Annotated in this window: 18 protein-coding genes; 10 read left to right on the forward strand and 8 right to left on the reverse strand. The window is 45.2% G+C overall.

What is annotated here, in order from left to right; all coding sequences use genetic code 11:
- A partial coding sequence (locus tag AC5JLB_RS19895; protein ID WP_495875555.1) for a hypothetical protein occupies positions 1–215 on the forward strand: 215 nt, incomplete at its 5' end.
- A 125-nt stretch (positions 216–340) separates the two neighbouring features.
- Here the strand turns inward: AC5JLB_RS19895 and AC5JLB_RS19900 are convergent.
- Positions 341–415 carry a tyrosine-type recombinase/integrase gene (locus tag AC5JLB_RS19900; RefSeq protein ID WP_495875617.1) on the reverse strand — a complete coding sequence of 25 codons (75 nt, stop codon included), beginning with the start codon at positions 413–415 and terminating at the stop codon, positions 341–343.
- Positions 402–641, reverse strand: coding sequence for a phage integrase N-terminal SAM-like domain-containing protein (locus AC5JLB_RS19905; RefSeq protein ID WP_495875556.1), 240 nt, complete (start codon positions 639–641; stop codon positions 402–404). The genes AC5JLB_RS19900 and AC5JLB_RS19905 overlap by 14 nt, the downstream gene beginning before the upstream one ends.
- Before the next feature lie 552 nt (positions 642–1,193).
- Here AC5JLB_RS19905 and AC5JLB_RS19910 point away from each other — a divergent pair.
- The 3 genes from AC5JLB_RS19910 to AC5JLB_RS19920 all read left to right on the forward strand — a co-directional run bounded on the left by AC5JLB_RS19910 (position 1,194) and on the right by AC5JLB_RS19920 (position 3,238).
- Positions 1,194–1,766, forward strand: a complete 573-nt coding sequence (locus AC5JLB_RS19910; RefSeq protein WP_495875557.1) for a hypothetical protein — start codon at positions 1,194–1,196, stop codon at positions 1,764–1,766.
- Positions 1,767–1,928: 162 nt separating this feature from the next.
- The gene (locus AC5JLB_RS19915) at positions 1,929–2,078 is read left to right on the forward strand and encodes a hypothetical protein (RefSeq protein ID WP_495875558.1); all 150 of its coding nucleotides are present in this window, start codon (positions 1,929–1,931) and stop codon (positions 2,076–2,078) included.
- Between the two features lie 182 nt (positions 2,079–2,260).
- Positions 2,261–3,238 carry a hypothetical protein gene (locus AC5JLB_RS19920; protein ID WP_495875559.1) on the forward strand — a complete coding sequence of 326 codons (978 nt, stop codon included), beginning with the start codon at positions 2,261–2,263 and terminating at the stop codon, positions 3,236–3,238.
- 28 nt (positions 3,239–3,266) lie between these two features.
- Here AC5JLB_RS19920 and AC5JLB_RS19925 read toward each other — a convergent pair whose 3' ends face one another.
- The 3 genes from AC5JLB_RS19925 to AC5JLB_RS19935 form a co-directional block, all read right to left on the reverse strand.
- Positions 3,267–3,584 carry a hypothetical protein gene (locus AC5JLB_RS19925; RefSeq protein WP_495875560.1) on the reverse strand — a complete coding sequence of 106 codons (318 nt, stop codon included), beginning with the start codon at positions 3,582–3,584 and terminating at the stop codon, positions 3,267–3,269.
- Positions 3,585–3,949: 365 nt separating this feature from the next.
- The gene (locus tag AC5JLB_RS19930) at positions 3,950–4,498 is read right to left on the reverse strand and encodes a hypothetical protein (protein WP_495875561.1); all 549 of its coding nucleotides are present in this window, start codon (positions 4,496–4,498) and stop codon (positions 3,950–3,952) included.
- A 713-nt stretch (positions 4,499–5,211) separates the two neighbouring features.
- Complete coding sequence (locus tag AC5JLB_RS19935) at positions 5,212–5,421, reverse strand: hypothetical protein (protein WP_495875562.1); 210 nt, start codon at positions 5,419–5,421, stop codon at positions 5,212–5,214.
- 449 nt (positions 5,422–5,870) lie between these two features.
- On the opposite strand from AC5JLB_RS19935, the gene AC5JLB_RS19940 reads away from it, so the two are divergent.
- From AC5JLB_RS19940 to AC5JLB_RS19965, 6 genes are all read left to right on the forward strand, one after another.
- Complete coding sequence (locus tag AC5JLB_RS19940) at positions 5,871–6,041, forward strand: histidine phosphatase family protein (RefSeq protein ID WP_495875563.1); 171 nt, start codon at positions 5,871–5,873, stop codon at positions 6,039–6,041.
- A gap of 90 nt (positions 6,042–6,131) precedes the next feature.
- Entirely contained in the window at positions 6,132–6,347 is a 216-nt protein-coding gene (locus tag AC5JLB_RS19945; protein WP_495875564.1) for a hypothetical protein, read from the forward strand.
- 32 nt (positions 6,348–6,379) lie between these two features.
- Positions 6,380–6,664, forward strand: coding sequence for an aspartyl protease family protein (locus AC5JLB_RS19950; protein ID WP_495875565.1), 285 nt, complete (start codon positions 6,380–6,382; stop codon positions 6,662–6,664).
- A 214-nt stretch (positions 6,665–6,878) separates the two neighbouring features.
- Positions 6,879–9,920: an NACHT domain-containing protein gene (locus AC5JLB_RS19955; protein WP_495875566.1), complete on the forward strand. Its 3,042-nt coding sequence runs from the start codon at positions 6,879–6,881 to the stop codon at positions 9,918–9,920.
- A 26-nt stretch (positions 9,921–9,946) separates the two neighbouring features.
- Entirely contained in the window at positions 9,947–10,210 is a 264-nt protein-coding gene (locus AC5JLB_RS19960) for a UPF0175 family protein (RefSeq protein ID WP_495875567.1), read from the forward strand.
- On the forward strand, positions 10,207–10,680 hold the full coding sequence (locus AC5JLB_RS19965) for a PIN domain-containing protein (RefSeq protein WP_495875568.1): 474 nt from the start codon (positions 10,207–10,209) through the stop codon (positions 10,678–10,680). The genes AC5JLB_RS19960 and AC5JLB_RS19965 overlap by 4 nt, the downstream gene beginning before the upstream one ends.
- Before the next feature lie 228 nt (positions 10,681–10,908).
- Here AC5JLB_RS19965 and katG read toward each other — a convergent pair whose 3' ends face one another.
- From katG to AC5JLB_RS19980, 3 genes are all read right to left on the reverse strand, one after another.
- Complete coding sequence (gene katG / locus AC5JLB_RS19970; protein WP_495875569.1) at positions 10,909–13,137, reverse strand: catalase/peroxidase HPI; 2,229 nt, start codon at positions 13,135–13,137, stop codon at positions 10,909–10,911.
- Positions 13,138–13,502: 365 nt separating this feature from the next.
- A complete protein-coding gene (locus AC5JLB_RS19975; RefSeq protein ID WP_495875570.1) occupies positions 13,503–13,667 on the reverse strand; it encodes a hypothetical protein in 165 nt (54 codons plus the stop codon).
- Between the two features lie 524 nt (positions 13,668–14,191).
- Positions 14,192–16,018 (reverse strand): iron uptake porin, encoded by a 1,827-nt coding sequence (locus AC5JLB_RS19980; protein WP_495875571.1) that lies wholly within the window; start codon positions 16,016–16,018, stop codon positions 14,192–14,194.
- Positions 16,019–16,145 lie beyond the last annotated feature (127 nt).

Raw genomic sequence — 16,145 nt, forward strand, 5'->3', positions numbered from 1 at the left:
TAGAAAACGAATCCGTGAATGGCGATCGATTACGATTGTTAGCGATTGGAACACGTGAAAGAGTAACCGAAACGATACACACATTGTATGTGTTGGGCTATGCAGAAGCGGGGGCTTGGAGTCCGGTTTTACCTGTGCCCAACTCAACTGAGGTGATGAGTATCTTGACGAAGCAGCGATTAGCGCAGAGCGCAACTCCAAGGGAATCAAGATAAGCATCTGGAGAAGGTGTCGCAGAGGCTCATCTCTTAATCGAGTGGACTGCGAACACCTTTTCCACCTCAGTTAAGACATGGGTATAGATCATGGTAGTTTTGACATCTTTATGTCCTAGCAGTTCTTACACCGTCCGAATATCGTAGCCATCCTCTAACAAGTGAGTTGCAAAGCTGTGGCGCAGGCTATGGCAACGCACTCAGCGCCTGATTTTGAGTTGAAGCTGTCACCTTTTTGGAAACTGCTAGATGGGTGAGAAACGCTTCGATCTCTGGAACTCCCATCTCTTTCGGATGTTGTTTGTTGTGAAAGAGGATATAGCGACGAATCCAGTAAACATAACTTTGTTCGGTTCGATAGGAGTAATGTTTGAGGCGAATCACATCCCGAACTTGATCCAACAGCTTTCTAGGACGGGTTTCCATAGATAGAGAAGTCAACATTTAAGTACTAACGAACTAATCATAAGGTCATGCCTAAAAATGGGTAGTAAAGATTTGCTGAAGAAATAGCAATGCGCTTCACAAACGGGACTAATATCCAAACAGTTGATCTGTATAATCTGCTGCACAGGGGTATTATACAGATCTCTGTCTGTCTAATCACCTATATTCGGGGTGTTATACAGATCTCTGTCTGCATATCGTTCTAATTCAGCGTGTTATACAGATCGCTGTCTGTCTAATCACCCATTTTGGGCAGATACACAGACGCTAATCTGCATAACGTTCTGATGTAAGGTGTTATACAGACCTCCATCTTTATAAGATCCCGATTTAGGGTAGATATACAGAATAGAGTGGAGCGGATCTATCTAAAAAAGAGTTAGGCTGCTTAGCTTATCTACTGAGAGGCAGTTGTAAAACTATCTGTTGGAGCTTGGTATCAAGCTTCCGGGTTATTGGCTAGGACATTTACAGCAAAAATGTTACATAAAGCAAGTTTTACAGTCTCATTGACTGATACAGGAGAAGTTTATGGATCTTGAAAAGCTGACCCAATCCATTTGCACATCCATTAAAGCTGGGAAGTACACTGATGCCAAAATTATGGTTGATCATCTTCCATCAGCTGGAGGAGAGATCAACGAAAAGATTACTGCCTTATCTAATATTGCCGACCAGTATATAGAAGCCGAACAGTTCAAAGCTGCAAGAGAAGTAGCAGAAAAAATTTACGCACTTCCGAGACAAAGCTATGGAAATGCAGCTGAAATTAATAATCTGAGGCTCAAAGAGTTTTCTAGGATTATTTGTGAGCTTATAAAATATAAAAAACTTGAAACTCCGTTGACGTGGGTATTGCAGTTTGTTTCTGGTTTTGACGCAGACCCATCGACACAAGTTCAAGAGTTTACTAACATCACGTGCTGGTATATAAAAACTAGACAGTTTAAGGATGCAAATAGTTTAGTCAGTAGCATTCTTGTAACTCGTGTTGACGAAACTGAGAAAATTGCTGCACTCACCAGAATCTCACAAGAATTTTTATCTGCTGAACAAGCTAATGAAGCATTGCAGATTGATAGGATTATTGCTGGTCGGCGGTAGCGCAACCCAACAACACATTGGAGCGGACAGTTGAAAGCTCTTTGCAGGGTGCGGAAGATGCCTATTGCCGCTCAATTTAGCCGTTAGCTTGCTCCACATCAAGTCCTTCACTCGCCCTTTGAGGCTGTCTATCAACCGAAAGCTTCCAGAAGATGGTCGGCAATGGCAGTAGTAAGGGGTATCGGTCAAGCCGAAAGCACTCAGGAGGCGATCGATAAGGCAGTATTGGGGAGCGGTCGATGCGTTGCTCAGCTAACTCGACAGTGCAAGGAATTGAGAGGCGATCGCATCCGCGTTCAAGTTCATTTGTAACCGCTGACCTTGGTCGTTAGCCTGCTTAGTGAGGATTTGAAGGTATCTAGCTTAGATTAGGTTTGTTTTGAGTAAACGATAGTCCCTGATAGAAGAATTTGATAAGATGGCGGGAAATATCAAGGTTGTATAAGCTGGTCTATCCTTAGTCACTCTCTATCTACCACAACTAGCGAACCATCATGAATAAGCTAAAAAGTGTTATTACCAAGCCTTGGTGGAGGATATATAGTCATATTAGAGGTAAGAGAATAGTTCAAACGAGGGAACAAACCATAACTCATTTGTTGGGGTTCTATCTATTTTCTGTTATTCTTTCCTTCCTCTTAGCAGCAATAAGTATTTGGAAAATCCCAATTGAACAGGGTGTCCTCGGAGTTATTACTACTGCAACTTTAGTCGTCTTGGGATACGACTTTGTCAAGGATGTGATAGCGACCGAATTTGATGCTGCAACTAAAAACATTGAAGAGGGTGTAAGAAATGAGTTCCGCCAAGAGATACAGTTACTCCAAATTCAGTTGAAGAACTCGAATATTAGACAACGCTTGGATCAAAATTATCTCTCTTATCTGAAGCAATCTCTTGGATATGAAAATCTAAAACTTCAAGAAGTAAACTCAGAATTAAAAGAAGCATATTCTGAAGATAGGCTTGCATTTGGGAAAAAGTTAGATGAGGAATTTAGAAATAGTAAAGCATCAAGAGAGGTAAGGTGCGTTATCCAAGATTTAAACAAAGAGTTTCTACAGCAACTTGCTATACAGGGTATCGTCGATGGGCTTGAATTGGAACTCAAGGAGGTTCTTGAAAGGACTAGAGCAGGAAATGATCTTCATTCACTAAGAGTTGATATATATGCATATCTTAGCGCTTGGCTAGTTTGCAGCATTGATAACGATCTGGGATTCCTCATGCCGATACAGCCTATTGGCATGAGATACATGAATAAAGTTGGTGCCCCTGATAAAGAAACCTATAAAAAAATTATTGGGGCGATAGCAGACTGTATTCTAACCAACCAGTTCAAAAATCTTAGCTCTTATCCAGAAAACGATCCTTTATCTTCAGAACTTACCAGGATTACAGTCGTCAATTATCTAAATCAATTTATTGAATTGATTGACCAATATTCTTACAGTGAAACTGCAAAATCCTAGCGGCTTACAAGATTTAACCCTCTGATATTCATGATTCAGGCTTTTTGTAAAAGCTATCAGGATCAAAATCAATTTGCTCACTTTCCAAAGCGTCATATATACGTCGCTTATACTCGTCTAACTTCTCTGCAATCACAGCAAGCGTCTCCTCATCATTTTCAATGTTTGATGCTAGTTGCTTGAGTAGATCACTGAAAGTTTGATTTCCTTCAATTTCTAGATCTGCTTGAGCAATTAAACTTTTAATCTCTTCGTAATTAGGCATTGCGCTAATACTCTCACCTACAATTTCAAAAACTATAGAAATGAAAACTTTCGCTTTTGCCTTCTGATCATTGGAACTCATACAAGTACTATCCTGAAATGAGAGACATATAATTCTCCACAGGAGAGCCTCAAGAATCAGGATAATCTGTCTTGCTTTATTGAAATTTAAGTAACTACAGCAGATAGGCGAAGTCGAAGCAAATGCACTTTATTTAGTACATTAGCACTAATCTTCGCCATTGCACCAAACTCTCGGTAAATTTTAAGTAAAAGCTTGGAAGAGTTACTGTGAGACCTGGAGGTAAACTTAGTGGTGTTCTATCGTGGCGAAAGCAAGCTAACAATTACGGTGCAGCGGATTGACCGAAGCCGCTTGGGTGGGATACAAAGATTTTGGCAACCGTTGACCGCAACCGTTAGCCTTTTTGATTTTCAATCAAGTTATCAACCAATGTATGGATAAGCAGCTTCTTTGGACTGTAGAAGTAAGTCCCAATAACGAATTGCATACTTCTCGCACTTGGCTAATTTTCTCTGATTATGTCCTAGACCTATTTGAAACGAGTAATAGGTTAGCTTGACCTTACCCAAAACTGACAATTTACTATTTTTATGTTGTTTCAAGATATAGTTTAATGCCGCAATAATCTTCTTATGTCTAGACAACATCCACCATTGAACTTGATACTCTGCTATCTCAATAGGCAAATTTAGTAGTTTCACTACTTCAGCTAATTGAAGCTGAACCTCAGAGTAGTACTTTAATTCCTTTTCTGAGTCACCCGAAAATCTTGCAATCTGAGCATCATCAGAGATTCGATAAGCCTCAGAAATAAAGCTACCAACTCGATTACTTAATGATTCAGGATGACCTAAAAGCTGATAGATTTTACTAGCGGTATGAGTTAATTCATCAAACTTTTCTGCATCATGTAACCAATAAATTCTGGCTTGCAGTCTACCCAAGGAATCAGCTAGTTGAGTACCCATCATAGCAATCCAATACAATAAAGCTCGAACATTTGATACTGTAGAATGGGCACTGCTCGCCGCTACTATAAAGCCTTGAAGTGAGCATTATGCACCAACCTCGTGTAAGGCAGACCTACCAAAATTCAGATTGCCTGATTGCCCTATCTCTTCAAGTCTAACCCTGTGCTGCACCAGACAGATTAGCGATCCCTGGGTTTCTACCCGACCAATCTCCCGCTGCTGGTGAGCATGAGCATTATGCCGCAAGTTCTTGGAAAACACAGATAGAAATTGTGCCCGTTAGCACTTGAACAATCTGAGCAAATGTACCATTTTTGTCTCAGTTGTTTCTGAGGCGCAAAGCCAGTGATAGCTGAAAATGTTCAAAGCAAACCGAATTACGGCATTGATGCGCCTAGTCTAGTGCGCTTCTTTTTTATCGCTGGTGCAGTTGCACTAGTAATCTTTCTTGTAGTGCTATTCTCATCAGTATTGAGGCAAATTCCAAACCTAATTGTCGGTACAGTATTGAGTATTGCAGCCACCTACTTGCTTGGCATGGGTCGCTTTAGGTTGTAGCTAATACAGATGAAAGGTGGAGCAGTTGTGTTGCAAAAATTTTCTTGAAGCTACGCCTAAAATTGTAATTTTCATACTACAACTCTGTAGATAGCGCTTTTCAAATTTCTTGCAACACAACAGTTTCCCTACCTCGATTGTCAGCTCACAAGCAGCTACATTCCTGGGATACCACCACCACCGGTGAATCGTGTGAGTAAATCTGGTAGGTTGATGCCGAACTTCTGTAGTAGTTGTTGATGCTGCTGATTATCGGTGTCTACCTGCTGGGGTAGCTCCTGCTCAGCTTGTCCAGACTGGTCTTGATTCCCCGACTGCGCCTGAGAGCGAATCATACTTATAATCTGCTGCTTGTCAATTTGCATTATTGTTCTCCTGTGGGTGTTCCTTTCCCTAGTTATTACTGGGGAAGTGTAAATGTTGCTAAGCGTGAATAAATTGGTACCCTACCTTCGCCATTCATTTTTAATCCGCTTCATCACGCTTAGCGTCAATCATTAGATAGAGCCCAACAAGATAGGCTAAGCTGGCTGTAATGACTTGCAAACAAAAAGCTTTCAGCCTGCAAAAAGCCGATTTTCAAACCACGGCTTTATAGGTGTATGGAGGTAAAGAAGCAATGTATCGAATTCGTGTAAATTCAGTCACTCAACTTGCCTGAATCTAAGGCCTGTCAAAATTTACTGGTGTTGATTTCGAGGTTGTTTGCAACCGCTGCATTGTGCCGTTATATGGCTTCGTTTTGGGTTGTGGCAGGTTGATAAATGCTGTCTGTTAGTGTTCCAAGCTAAGTAAGCGATCGCATATAAACCAAATGTTGTATCTCGTGAGGCATTGTCAGGCAACAGGGCAAAAACCTGATGCTCCCTTAACTGAAATAGGACAACAACAAGCGATCGCGTTAGCTGACTGGTTAGGTGCAACACAAATTGAGCGTGTGTTGAATCCAATGTATATTGCGATCGCTCTGGAAACGAGGATATAACAATCGCCAAATTTTCCACCCGATGCGTTGAGGAATCATGATCCTGGATGGCTATGACAGAATAGAGAAGACACCCATTTTCTCGCTCCTATGGCTCCAGCAGACCTATTTCCAACTCTAAGAAATTTACCTCGCGCCGACAAATTGAAAGTCATGCAATTTCTAATTGCCGAGTTAGCGAAAGAAGAGGAGCCAACCCTTCAAGCTGGAGCAACCTACTCACTTTGGTCGCCTCTTAATTCGCATGAAGCAGCTCACAAACTTAGTCAACTCCTAGAATCGGATCAAAAATCGCAAGATGCGTAACGCTCAGCGATTTGATTTTACAGAGGGATTTGATGCCCTTTGGTGTTCCTGATGCACTACCTCAGTTACCGCTCTGCTTGACATACCGAGGTTCATCAACAGAGGTTTCAGCGCTGCTAGATACAGGTGCAAGTGTCAATGTCTTACCCTACAGCATCGGAGTTCAACTTGGTGCAGTTTGGGAAGAGCAAACGACCTCTGTGACTCTGGCTGGCAATTTAGCCTCAGTCGAAGCACGAGGTTTACTGGTTTCTGCACAGATTAGCGATTTTGAGCCAGTGCGGTTAGTTTTTGCGTGGAGCTTGTCTGACTCATGAGGCAATTTTTGAATGATTCAATGGCGATCACGTCTACAGCACGCTGAGCTAATGTGGGCAGATGTGGGAAGAGGGATGGCTAGCAATGTCTGTGGGGGTAGGTAGCGCAGGAACGATTGTTTGAGGGGTGATCGCTGGTTAGTCTAACACCCTGCAAATTATAAGCCTATGATAGAAAAAGCTCTCTCCAAATCCTGTAGGCTTACCGCTTGTAATGATTGTCCTCGACGACTGCCAGTCTTATCTACAAGAGATCTGCTGCCGTTACAAGCAGTGGTGGTCTGAAAATGCTTTAACGGAAGCGATCGCTGCTCGTCAGGCAACCTTCTCATTTGAGCAGATGGTGCAAACTGAGGAAAAGGACTCAGAGGGAAAACCGAGGGAAACTCTACCGCTGCCGATATTCAAAGCAATTCAGGATTACATCGAATCCGAGCACATTCTATTAGTTGGTTCACCAGGAGCCGGTAAGTCAACAGCACTTCTACAATGCGGAATTCGTCTTGCGAAAGCAGAGCTTGAGAAATCAAATCCTAAAATTCCTGTACTAGTTCAATTGAAAAGGTACAACAGTGACCAATACAAAGGACGTGAAGGACTACTTGTTCTAATCAGGGATGCTCTCAAGTTGCAGCTAAGCAAATTGCGACCACGACCGAAAATTGAGACTTCAGACGTTGAAGAACTATTAAATGATGAAAGGCTGATTCTGCTTTTGGATGGCTTGAATGAGATGGCAGCAGCTAACCATCGCACACATTTGATAGCGTTTCGTAAAGAGTACGATCAGATACCGCTTATCTGCTCAACGCGAGAGTTAGGTAGTGGTGACCTAGGCATTAGACGCAAGCTAGAAATTCAACCCCTTGAGAGCAAAAAAATTGAGCGATTTCTACAGGAATGCATTCCGGAGCAGAAGCAAAAGGTATTGCAACTGCTGAATCGCGATAACAGAGAGTTAAGCCGCACTCCTTTTGTGCTGTGGATGTTATATGACTTGTTTCAGAAGCAGGGCACTGAGGTAGAGACGTTAGCAGAGGCGTTCCGTAAATTCTTTCGATCTTTCAACAAAAACTATAAGGAAGATGTACCCGTTACCGATGAGCGACGTAAAGACTGGAGTTCTTGGTTAAAGCATCTGGCATTCTCGATGCTAGATACTTCAGATCCGAATGATCCAGGTTTAGTCATATCCAGAGAACGAGCAAAACAAGTTTTGGATGACCAGTTTGGAAAGCATTCTGGTGATTCATCTCGTGTCGAGGAGTTGCTCAAATATCATGTTTTAGAGTCAGTCAATGATGAAGAAATCAATTTTCACCATCAGCTAATTCAGGAATACTATGCGGCAGAAGCATTGCTAGAACGATTGCAAAAACATTCGGAGTGGCTCGAAAGAACATCCGAACAAAAATGGACTCGATTTCAGCAAAATTATCTCAATTATATTAAGTGGACTGAAGCGATCGCCCTTGTATTTGGATTTCCAGAAATCGAAGAACAGGCAGAGCAATTGGTAAAATCAGCACTGGATGTAGATTTATACTTAGCGGGAAGTCTAGCTGGAGCAGTTAAATCCAAATTACAAGACAGAACAATAAGCTTAATTACTGACTGTGAAATTCCTCAGCAGATCAAAGTTGAGCTTTTAGGAAAAATACAATCTGAAATCGCCCTTTCAAGATTATTAGAAATCAATCAAACATCTGATTTTGAATTACGACGAGCAGTTATCAGGGCTCTGGGAAATATTCCTTTAGAGCGCTCCATTGCTGAAATTGTTAAGGTTCTAGATGATCCAGATTCTGAAATTAGACAGATTGCTGTTTATCGACTCGGAAAGACTAAAGATCAAAGAGTAATTCCACACCTATGTAAAGCCTTATTTGATTCAACAGCTATTATCTGTGAAGTTGCGGCTGACGCTTTAGCAGAAATTGATTCTAGAGAAGCTATTTCTTGTTTAGTTCAAAACTTGAATTCTCTAAATAGTAAATTCTATCAGTACTTGTCTAACTTGTTACCAAATGTAGATGGGTCTACCAGTTATGAAGAAATTAAAAATTTGACAAATCTTCCAAAAATCTTATCTTCTTTAATAAACTGTTCTGTTCGTCAAGTGCGCCAAGCTGTGATCGAAGCAATTTATAATGCATCTTCGGGAAAAGAAACTGATGTTTTCAAAGGAGGGCAATATGACCTAAGTCCTTATGGAGAACTTATAGAATTAGCCAGCCATGAAATTGGGCTTTCTATGTTATTAAAAGCTTCTAGTATTCTAGAGAATTTAGAAGATGAGAATTATACCGAGAATGAGTTTTTTATCGAGAACGAACCTGAGCAAATAAATTCAGATATTGAACCATCTAAATTATTATCTCAACTAGAAGAAGCCCTGAAAGAACAAGATACCATCATGATTTCTGCAACTGCTTATGCATTAGGAAAAGAAGGCTGTAGCAAATTGCTTCAGCAGTTGATAGATGCTTTGGAGAGTTCAACAGATAGAGAACATTCTTTGGCTATTGCCAATGCAGTAATCAGGGCAGATGAATGTTCAGTACTACAAAAGCTATGGAAAATTCATCTAGATAAACCTACTCATTGCATCCATTTTGCGATCTCTGCCATCCAATCACGCTGCGGATTCTACAATTACGAGATTTATCAGTACGCTCAGGAGGTAAATAAATTAGGGAATAGTGGTGATTTTATTGGTCAACTCTACAAAGATATAGATCAAGTAATCTATCAAATTGAAAGGAACCCAGAACTACGTCAGGAAGACAAAGAAGATCGACTAACCATTGAAATTGTAGGAGCATTGCGTATCTCAGGGTATAACGCGAGCCATGACTGCAAAATTGGAGGTCATGTTGACCTTACCGTTGAAAAAAATGATTTCGTATGGCTTGGAGAAGCAAAGATTTATCGTGACAACAACTATTTGTGGGAAGGATTTCAGCAACTTACAACAAGATATTCAACTGGTAATATCAATCAAAACAGTGGCGGCTTGTTAATATACATCAAAAAAGGCGATGCAAAATCAATTATGGAGAGGTGGCAGGAGTATTTACTAAATAAAAAACTTTCAAATTATAAATGCGATTTCTACAAAACAGGAAGCTCCTCTTTTATATCAAGCCATACACATGAAAGATCGGGTCAACCCTTCCACGTAAGACACATTCCAGTCTTACTTTATTCTGATCCCAAAGACAAAAGTGGACGACGAAGGAAAGAGCAATCATAAGTTACTAAGAACTATCTGAGGACATTATGCAAATCACGATCGAACTTCCCGATGACATCGCCGATCAACTTCCATCTGGCAACATTTCCCGTCGAGTTCTAGAACTGATTGCGGCTGACAGTTATCGCCAGGAGATAATTGGAGCCGCAGAAGTCCGGCGAATGCTCAACTTCTCCTCCCGTTGGGAAACCTACGAATTCCTCAAGCGTGAAAAAGCTTACTTGCCTTACACGGAGGATGATCTGGAACAGGACGTTCAAAATATTCGCAGTATTCTAGGCGCAGAATGATCGTTGTCTCCAATACGTCTCCCATCAACTATCTGATTTTGATTGATCACATCAACCTTCTCCCCGAACTGTTTCAGCAGATCATCATTCCTCAAGCGGTCTACAGCGAACTGTCTGATGCAGCTGCTCCTGCCCCTGTGCAAACCTGGATTACGACTCCACCCGATTGGCTCAAAATTCAGTCTGTTAATCAACCCTCAGATGCGATCGTTGATTTGCTTGATCCTGGAGAACGCGAAGCCATTCTATTAGCCCAAGAACTTAATGCAAATTTACTCCTGCTAGATGATATGAAAGCACGTCGCGCTGCGATCGAAAAACAACTCGTCATCACGGGCATCCTCGGAATTCTGGATCAAGCAGCAGCCATGAAATTGATCAATCTTCCCTTTGCTATTCAAAACCTTCAAAATACATCCTTTTGGGCATCCGACAGTTTACTTCAGAAGTTGTTGGATAAGCACGTCTAGACTTGAGATGGCAGGAACAGATGAGTCAGGCGGTCTCCTTGTCAATTTCCTTAGACCTTAGCTGGTTGGGACTATAAGCAGCTTTGACGTAAAAACCTAAAGCTAGGGCGGCGTTTCAAGACAAGTTGAAACGCCGCCCTCATGTTTGTCTCTGGCTTCCACCTACGTTCAAGATTGCCGCAGGTTAACGTAGCCTCGACCTCTGCCGATAATCGGTTGAAGTTACGCTTAGAAACCCCTCGCAGAGCTTTCTGCTAAGACTGCGCGAAGGTCATAGCGATCGAGGTTCATCACCTTGTCCCATGCCGCCACAAAGTCATTCACAAACTTCTGCTGCGAGTCCACAGCTCCATAGACTTCCGCGAGGGCGCGGAGCTGGGAGTTTGAGCCGAAGATGAGGTCAACACGGGTAGCGGTCCACTTATGGTCGCCCGTCTTGCGATCGCTCCCCTCGAACTCATATTCAGCTTCAGAGGTCGCCTTCCACGTCGTGCCCAAGTCCAGCAGGTTCACGAAGAAGTCATTGGTCAACGTCTCTGGCCGATGGGTGAAGACGCCGTGCTGAGACCCTCCAAAGTTCGCACCCAAGACGCGCAAGCCGCCCAAGAGAGCCGTCATCTGAGGGGCTGACAGGGACAACAACTGCGCCCGATCGACTAGCAACTCTTCGAGCGATTCGCTGTGTCTGCCGCTCGTGTAGTTGCGGAACCCGTCCGCAGTCGGCTCAAGTACCGCAAAAGACGCAACATCCGTTTTCTCTTGCAGCGCATCCGTGCGTCCTGGCTTAAAGGGAACCGTCACGTCATGACCAGCATTCTTCGCCGCTTGCTCAATGCCTGCGCATCCGCCCAGAACGATCAAGTCAGCGATCGAAACCCGCTTCCCGCCAGACTGTGAGCTGTTGAACTCCTGTTGGATTCCCTCCAGGGTTTGTAGCACTGTTGCCAACTGGTCTGGCTGGTTGACCTCCCAATCCTTTTGCGGCGCGAGACGAATGTGGGCCCCGTTCGCTCCACCGCGCATGTCGGAGCAGCGGAACGTTGACGCCGACGCCCAAGCAGTCGAAACCAGTTGGGAAACAGACAGTCCCGAAGCAAGAATCCTTTCCTTAAGGGCAGCGATATCCTGCTCATCAATCAATTCATGATCGACTGCGGGGATGGGATCTTGCCACAAGAATTCTTCCTGAGGAACCTCTGGGCCGAGATAGCGCGATCGCGGTCCCATATCGCGGTGCGTTAGCTTGAACCACGCCTTGGCAAACTGATCTGCAAACTCATCCGGGTTATCGCGATAACGCTGCGCAATCTGGTTGTAGATGGGGTCCATCTTCATCGACATATCTGCTGTGGTCATCATGGGGGCGTGCCGTCTCGACGGATCGTGTGCGTCGGGAACCGTACCCGCGCCAGCGTCACCCTTAGGCTTCCATTGCCACGCGCCAGCGGGACTCTTCGTCACCTCCCAGTCATATTTGAACAGGGTTTCGAGATAGCTGTTGTCCCACTGCGTCGGTGTGGGAGTCCATGCGCCTTCGATACCGCTGGTGATCGCATCGACGCCGACACCCGTGTTAAAGGCGTTCTTCCAGCCGAGGCCCTGATCGATGACGGTAGCCCCCCCAGGATCAGGCCCTACGTGTGTCGCTTCGCCCGCACCGTGACATTTGCCAAAGGTATGCCCACCGGCGGTGAGCGCGACGGTCTCCTCGTCGTTCATCGCCATCCGACTAAAGGTCTCGCGAATATCGCGCCCTGAGCCGACCGGATCAGGTTCGCCGTCTGGCCCTTCTGGGTTCACGTAAATCAGTCCCATCTGAACGGCGGCGAGGGGATTTAGCAGCACGCGATCGCCTTCGTGACGCTCATTGCCGAGCCAGGTTTTCTCAGAACCCCAGTAGATGTCTTCCTCGGGCTGCCAGACATCCACGCGCCCGCCAGCAAAGCCCAACGTCTTAAAGCCCATCGATTCTAGGGCGCAGTTGCCCGCGAAGATCATCAGGTCGGCCCACGAGATCTTCTTGCCGTATTTCTGCTTGACTGGCCAAAGCAACATGCGCGCTTTGTCGAGGTTGGCATTGTCGGGCCAACTGTTGAGCGGCTCAAACCGTTGGCTACCGGAGCCTGCGCCGCCGCGACCGTCGCCAATCCGATACGTGCCAGCGCTGTGCCAAGCCATCCGGATGAAGAGCGGCCCATAATGGCCGTAGTCGGCTGGCCACCAGTCCTGGGAGGTGGTCATCAGCTCATAGATATCTGCCCTCAGGGCAGCTAAGTCAAGACTCTTGAACTCCTCAGCGTAGTTGAACTCCTCACCCATGGGATTGGCCTGGGGGGTGTGCTGATGGAGGATGTTCAGATGCAAATAATTCGGCCACCAGTCTCGGTTCGACGGTCTATGACGAGGCTGATGTTTCTGACCTCCACCCGTAAATGGGCATCCGTTTCCACTGCTCATAGTATCTCCTGTCTTTGGAAAAACGCTAATCTACGGGTGCAAATTAGAGCTACCGAGAAAGCGATTTAAGTTACCGTGAAATAGTCATAGGTTTAATCATAATCGATATGAGTTTGTCTTAGAAGTAGCCTTAAGCTATCGTAATAAGTGCGTCCGATCTCCCGTAGTGCGATTGCTGCCGCGTAGGTTGGGTTGACGACAGTAAACTCAATACACTCCCCTATTACATTCAATCCCCTGTAGCCCATTCGACCCCATCGGTTACAGTCAACTGGATGCGATCGTTGTCCTTCCCAACCATTCACATTGCATCTGAACATCCCCTTCAGAGGATGCAGGTGGATGTTGGGTTTTGCAAACTCAAGTTAACCAACGCGAAAGAGACGATCGCACTGGCGCAAGGTGTGAGCAGGCAGATGAATTGCTAGATCTAATGACACTAGCATTGGGCTTGCTTGATCCAATTGGTCTATCTTCCTCACCCGCAAATCAGCGGAAGCAATGGCATAATCCACTCTCAACTGGTTCACAGCTAAGGAGCTGTTTCCTGAAAATCAATTGCGACGCTCTATCGTTACATCTGGATGCAATGCGCCTAATAACGGCCATGCACCTGACCGCCGCGAGGTTATCTGTTGGGAATCGAAGGTTGTCTTCAGCAGGTGATGATCAACGTTGTACGGCTGCATGGCTGTGCTGTGGCAGCCGATAGATCTTATTGGTGGGGGTTCAAGGTTAAGTGAGCGATCGCATTATGAGCTAGGTGTTATACGGCCCTATTAGGCGATAGGACAAGAACCTGATACGCCTAACTGAACCGAGACAACAACAAGCGATCGCAGTACTGAGCTTGAAACCGATGATGGGATTCGGACTGTTGAACAAGACGAGACGAATCATAAACAATTCGCTGCGCAACCGCAGACTTTATGCAAGGGGAAAATGTGTCGAACCCTTGCATAAAGCCAAGCGAAATCAGCAGTTAGACTTATCCCCTCACCCTACTTAGATTTTGCTTTCTAGCTCTAAGTTGACACAAAGAGCTAGAAAGAACTTAGAAGGTGAGAGTGGTTCTCAGTGTACCAATTAGAACATTATCATTTCTATTATCTTGACCAGGATTGACGATATAGATCACGCCTGGTGTAACCGAAATGTTGTCATTCAGTTGGTACTTGTAGAAGCCTTCAAAGTGGAGTGGAACGCTATTTCTGACAGCATCACCCAGGTATGGCTCAGCACCTGCGATAAAGCCAAGCAGGTTGCCCTTCTTACCAAAATCAGGAAGCGCAAGACCCGCACCGTAAGTCCAAATGTCTTGTGAACCGCGACCGTCGCCAATGAAGTTAGCGTTGACATAGGAACCGAAGCCGTTGAGCACTAAATTTCGGCTCAGTCTAAACGAAACTTCCGCACCATAAGCATTGACGTTTGCTGGAGCAATGCCACCTGCTCCGTTGATGCCTTGATTGGCAAGTAACGTTCCTAATAGACCCGTACCACCACTGCCCGCGTCAAAAATCGCAGAGCGGCGGTAAGCATTCATGTAGGTCAGACCAACACTCAAGGCTTCATTTGCCTTGAAATTTACCTGAGCCAACGCAGAATAGCTGCCATTGAACAAACCGTTCTTGTCTGTAGGGCTGTTAGCACCCGGAGAAACAACACTCGTCGCACCAGAGTTATCTGCCAAATACCCCGCGCTGATGGTGAAAGCAGGAGTCGGTTGGAAGTTCACACCGACTCCAGAACCACCACCAATGAAGTAAATCGGGTTGCGCTCAGCAAACAACGAGAGCGGACCTGTCGCACCTGTACCTGAATCGAGAGCAGGGTTGCTGGTCGGCGCGTAGTCGGAGTGAAGTCCTCCGATCGCTGGAATGTAAAATTTCACCTTGTCGCTGAGATTGAAGGAGTAAGACACCCGATCGATATTCACCTGGTTGTCGCCTGTACTCCGGAAGTTGAAGGTCTGGAGTCCCTCAGCATTTGTGCCACCTGGCTGGGTGGGGTTCGTCAGCGTAAACGCATTGGCATTTCCAGCGGTTAGACGAGTAACCAAAAGGTCTGAACCCGTGAAGCTGGTATTGAGCGCTAGACGAATTCTGTCTTGAAAAACGGTGTTGTTTCCGCCCGTTCTATCAACCCCAAATTCATCTGTTACGGCAAAGACTGCTTCACCCGTCAACTTGGTTGTGGTGGAAAACTGTTGCTTCTCTAGCGTTGTAGTCCGAGCTTCTAGGGAATCGACGCGACCGCGCAAGGTTGCTAGTTCAGCTGCGAATTCTTCCTGTAGTTTTTGCAGGGTTGCGAGGTCTTCCTTCTTCACCAAGTCAGCCGTTGATGCCGCAATCAGTTCATTCACGCGATCGAGACATGCATTCAACCCTGCCGCAAATTCGTAGCGAGTTAGGGCACGATTGCCTCGGTAAGTCCGGTCAGGATAGCCTGCAATACAGCCGTAGCGCTCAACAAGTGATTGCAGAGCTTGAAACGCCCAATCGGTAGGACGAACGTCAGAAAGCTGAGAAACAGAAGTGACTTGTCCGGTGGCGTTGATCTGATCGATCGAGGCTGCATCAGAACTGGGTGCAGCAGCGGGCGTTTCTACAGAAACCTGCGCGACTTGAAGAGGTGCAGCAACCTTCAGTTGAGATTGCAGTTGAGGTTGCATCGTTGCAGCAGGAGCAGTTTTAGCAGGCGCAATTTCAGCAGATAGAGCAGATGCTGAAACATTTGACTGCTTCTCAGCCGCGATCGCAGGAGCTTGCTGAGCGGTTCCTACGAAGCTGCGCTCTGCACTCATCGCAGCAGAAGCAGCCAAGGTTGCACCTAGAACGACCGGACTAACCAGCAATGAGTTCAGTAACACTTTTAACATTTGGGGTTTCCTCACACTTATCACACACTTGACACACTTGAAAGCTGCTGCACAACCACAGAGCGCTTATCTGTTTAACTTTTACTTAATTTTGCTAAAAGAAGAAAGCACTCGTGTGTCAGAGTAA

The organism is Myxacorys chilensis, from assembly GCF_059505265.1.

Coding starts and splice junctions, on each gene's coding strand:
- AC5JLB_RS19905 (WP_495875556.1), bottom strand. CDS start 641: ATGGAAACCCGTCCTAGAAAGCTGTTGGATCAAGTTCGGGATGTGATT.
- AC5JLB_RS19920 (WP_495875559.1), top strand. CDS start 2,261: ATGAATAAGCTAAAAAGTGTTATTACCAAGCCTTGGTGGAGGATATAT.
- AC5JLB_RS19960 (WP_495875567.1), top strand. CDS start 9,947: ATGCAAATCACGATCGAACTTCCCGATGACATCGCCGATCAACTTCCA.
- AC5JLB_RS19925 (WP_495875560.1), bottom strand. CDS start 3,584: ATGAGTTCCAATGATCAGAAGGCAAAAGCGAAAGTTTTCATTTCTATA.
- AC5JLB_RS19940 (WP_495875563.1), top strand. CDS start 5,871: ATGTTGTATCTCGTGAGGCATTGTCAGGCAACAGGGCAAAAACCTGAT.
- AC5JLB_RS19965 (WP_495875568.1), top strand. CDS start 10,207: ATGATCGTTGTCTCCAATACGTCTCCCATCAACTATCTGATTTTGATT.
- AC5JLB_RS19915 (WP_495875558.1), top strand. CDS start 1,929: ATGGCAGTAGTAAGGGGTATCGGTCAAGCCGAAAGCACTCAGGAGGCG.
- AC5JLB_RS19930 (WP_495875561.1), bottom strand. CDS start 4,498: ATGATGGGTACTCAACTAGCTGATTCCTTGGGTAGACTGCAAGCCAGA.
- AC5JLB_RS19935 (WP_495875562.1), bottom strand. CDS start 5,421: ATGCAAATTGACAAGCAGCAGATTATAAGTATGATTCGCTCTCAGGCG.
- AC5JLB_RS19910 (WP_495875557.1), top strand. CDS start 1,194: ATGGATCTTGAAAAGCTGACCCAATCCATTTGCACATCCATTAAAGCT.
- katG (WP_495875569.1), bottom strand. CDS start 13,137: ATGAGCAGTGGAAACGGATGCCCATTTACGGGTGGAGGTCAGAAACAT.
- AC5JLB_RS19955 (WP_495875566.1), top strand. CDS start 6,879: ATGATTGTCCTCGACGACTGCCAGTCTTATCTACAAGAGATCTGCTGC.
- AC5JLB_RS19980 (WP_495875571.1), bottom strand. CDS start 16,018: ATGTTAAAAGTGTTACTGAACTCATTGCTGGTTAGTCCGGTCGTTCTA.
- AC5JLB_RS19945 (WP_495875564.1), top strand. CDS start 6,132: ATGGCTCCAGCAGACCTATTTCCAACTCTAAGAAATTTACCTCGCGCC.
- AC5JLB_RS19950 (WP_495875565.1), top strand. CDS start 6,380: ATGCCCTTTGGTGTTCCTGATGCACTACCTCAGTTACCGCTCTGCTTG.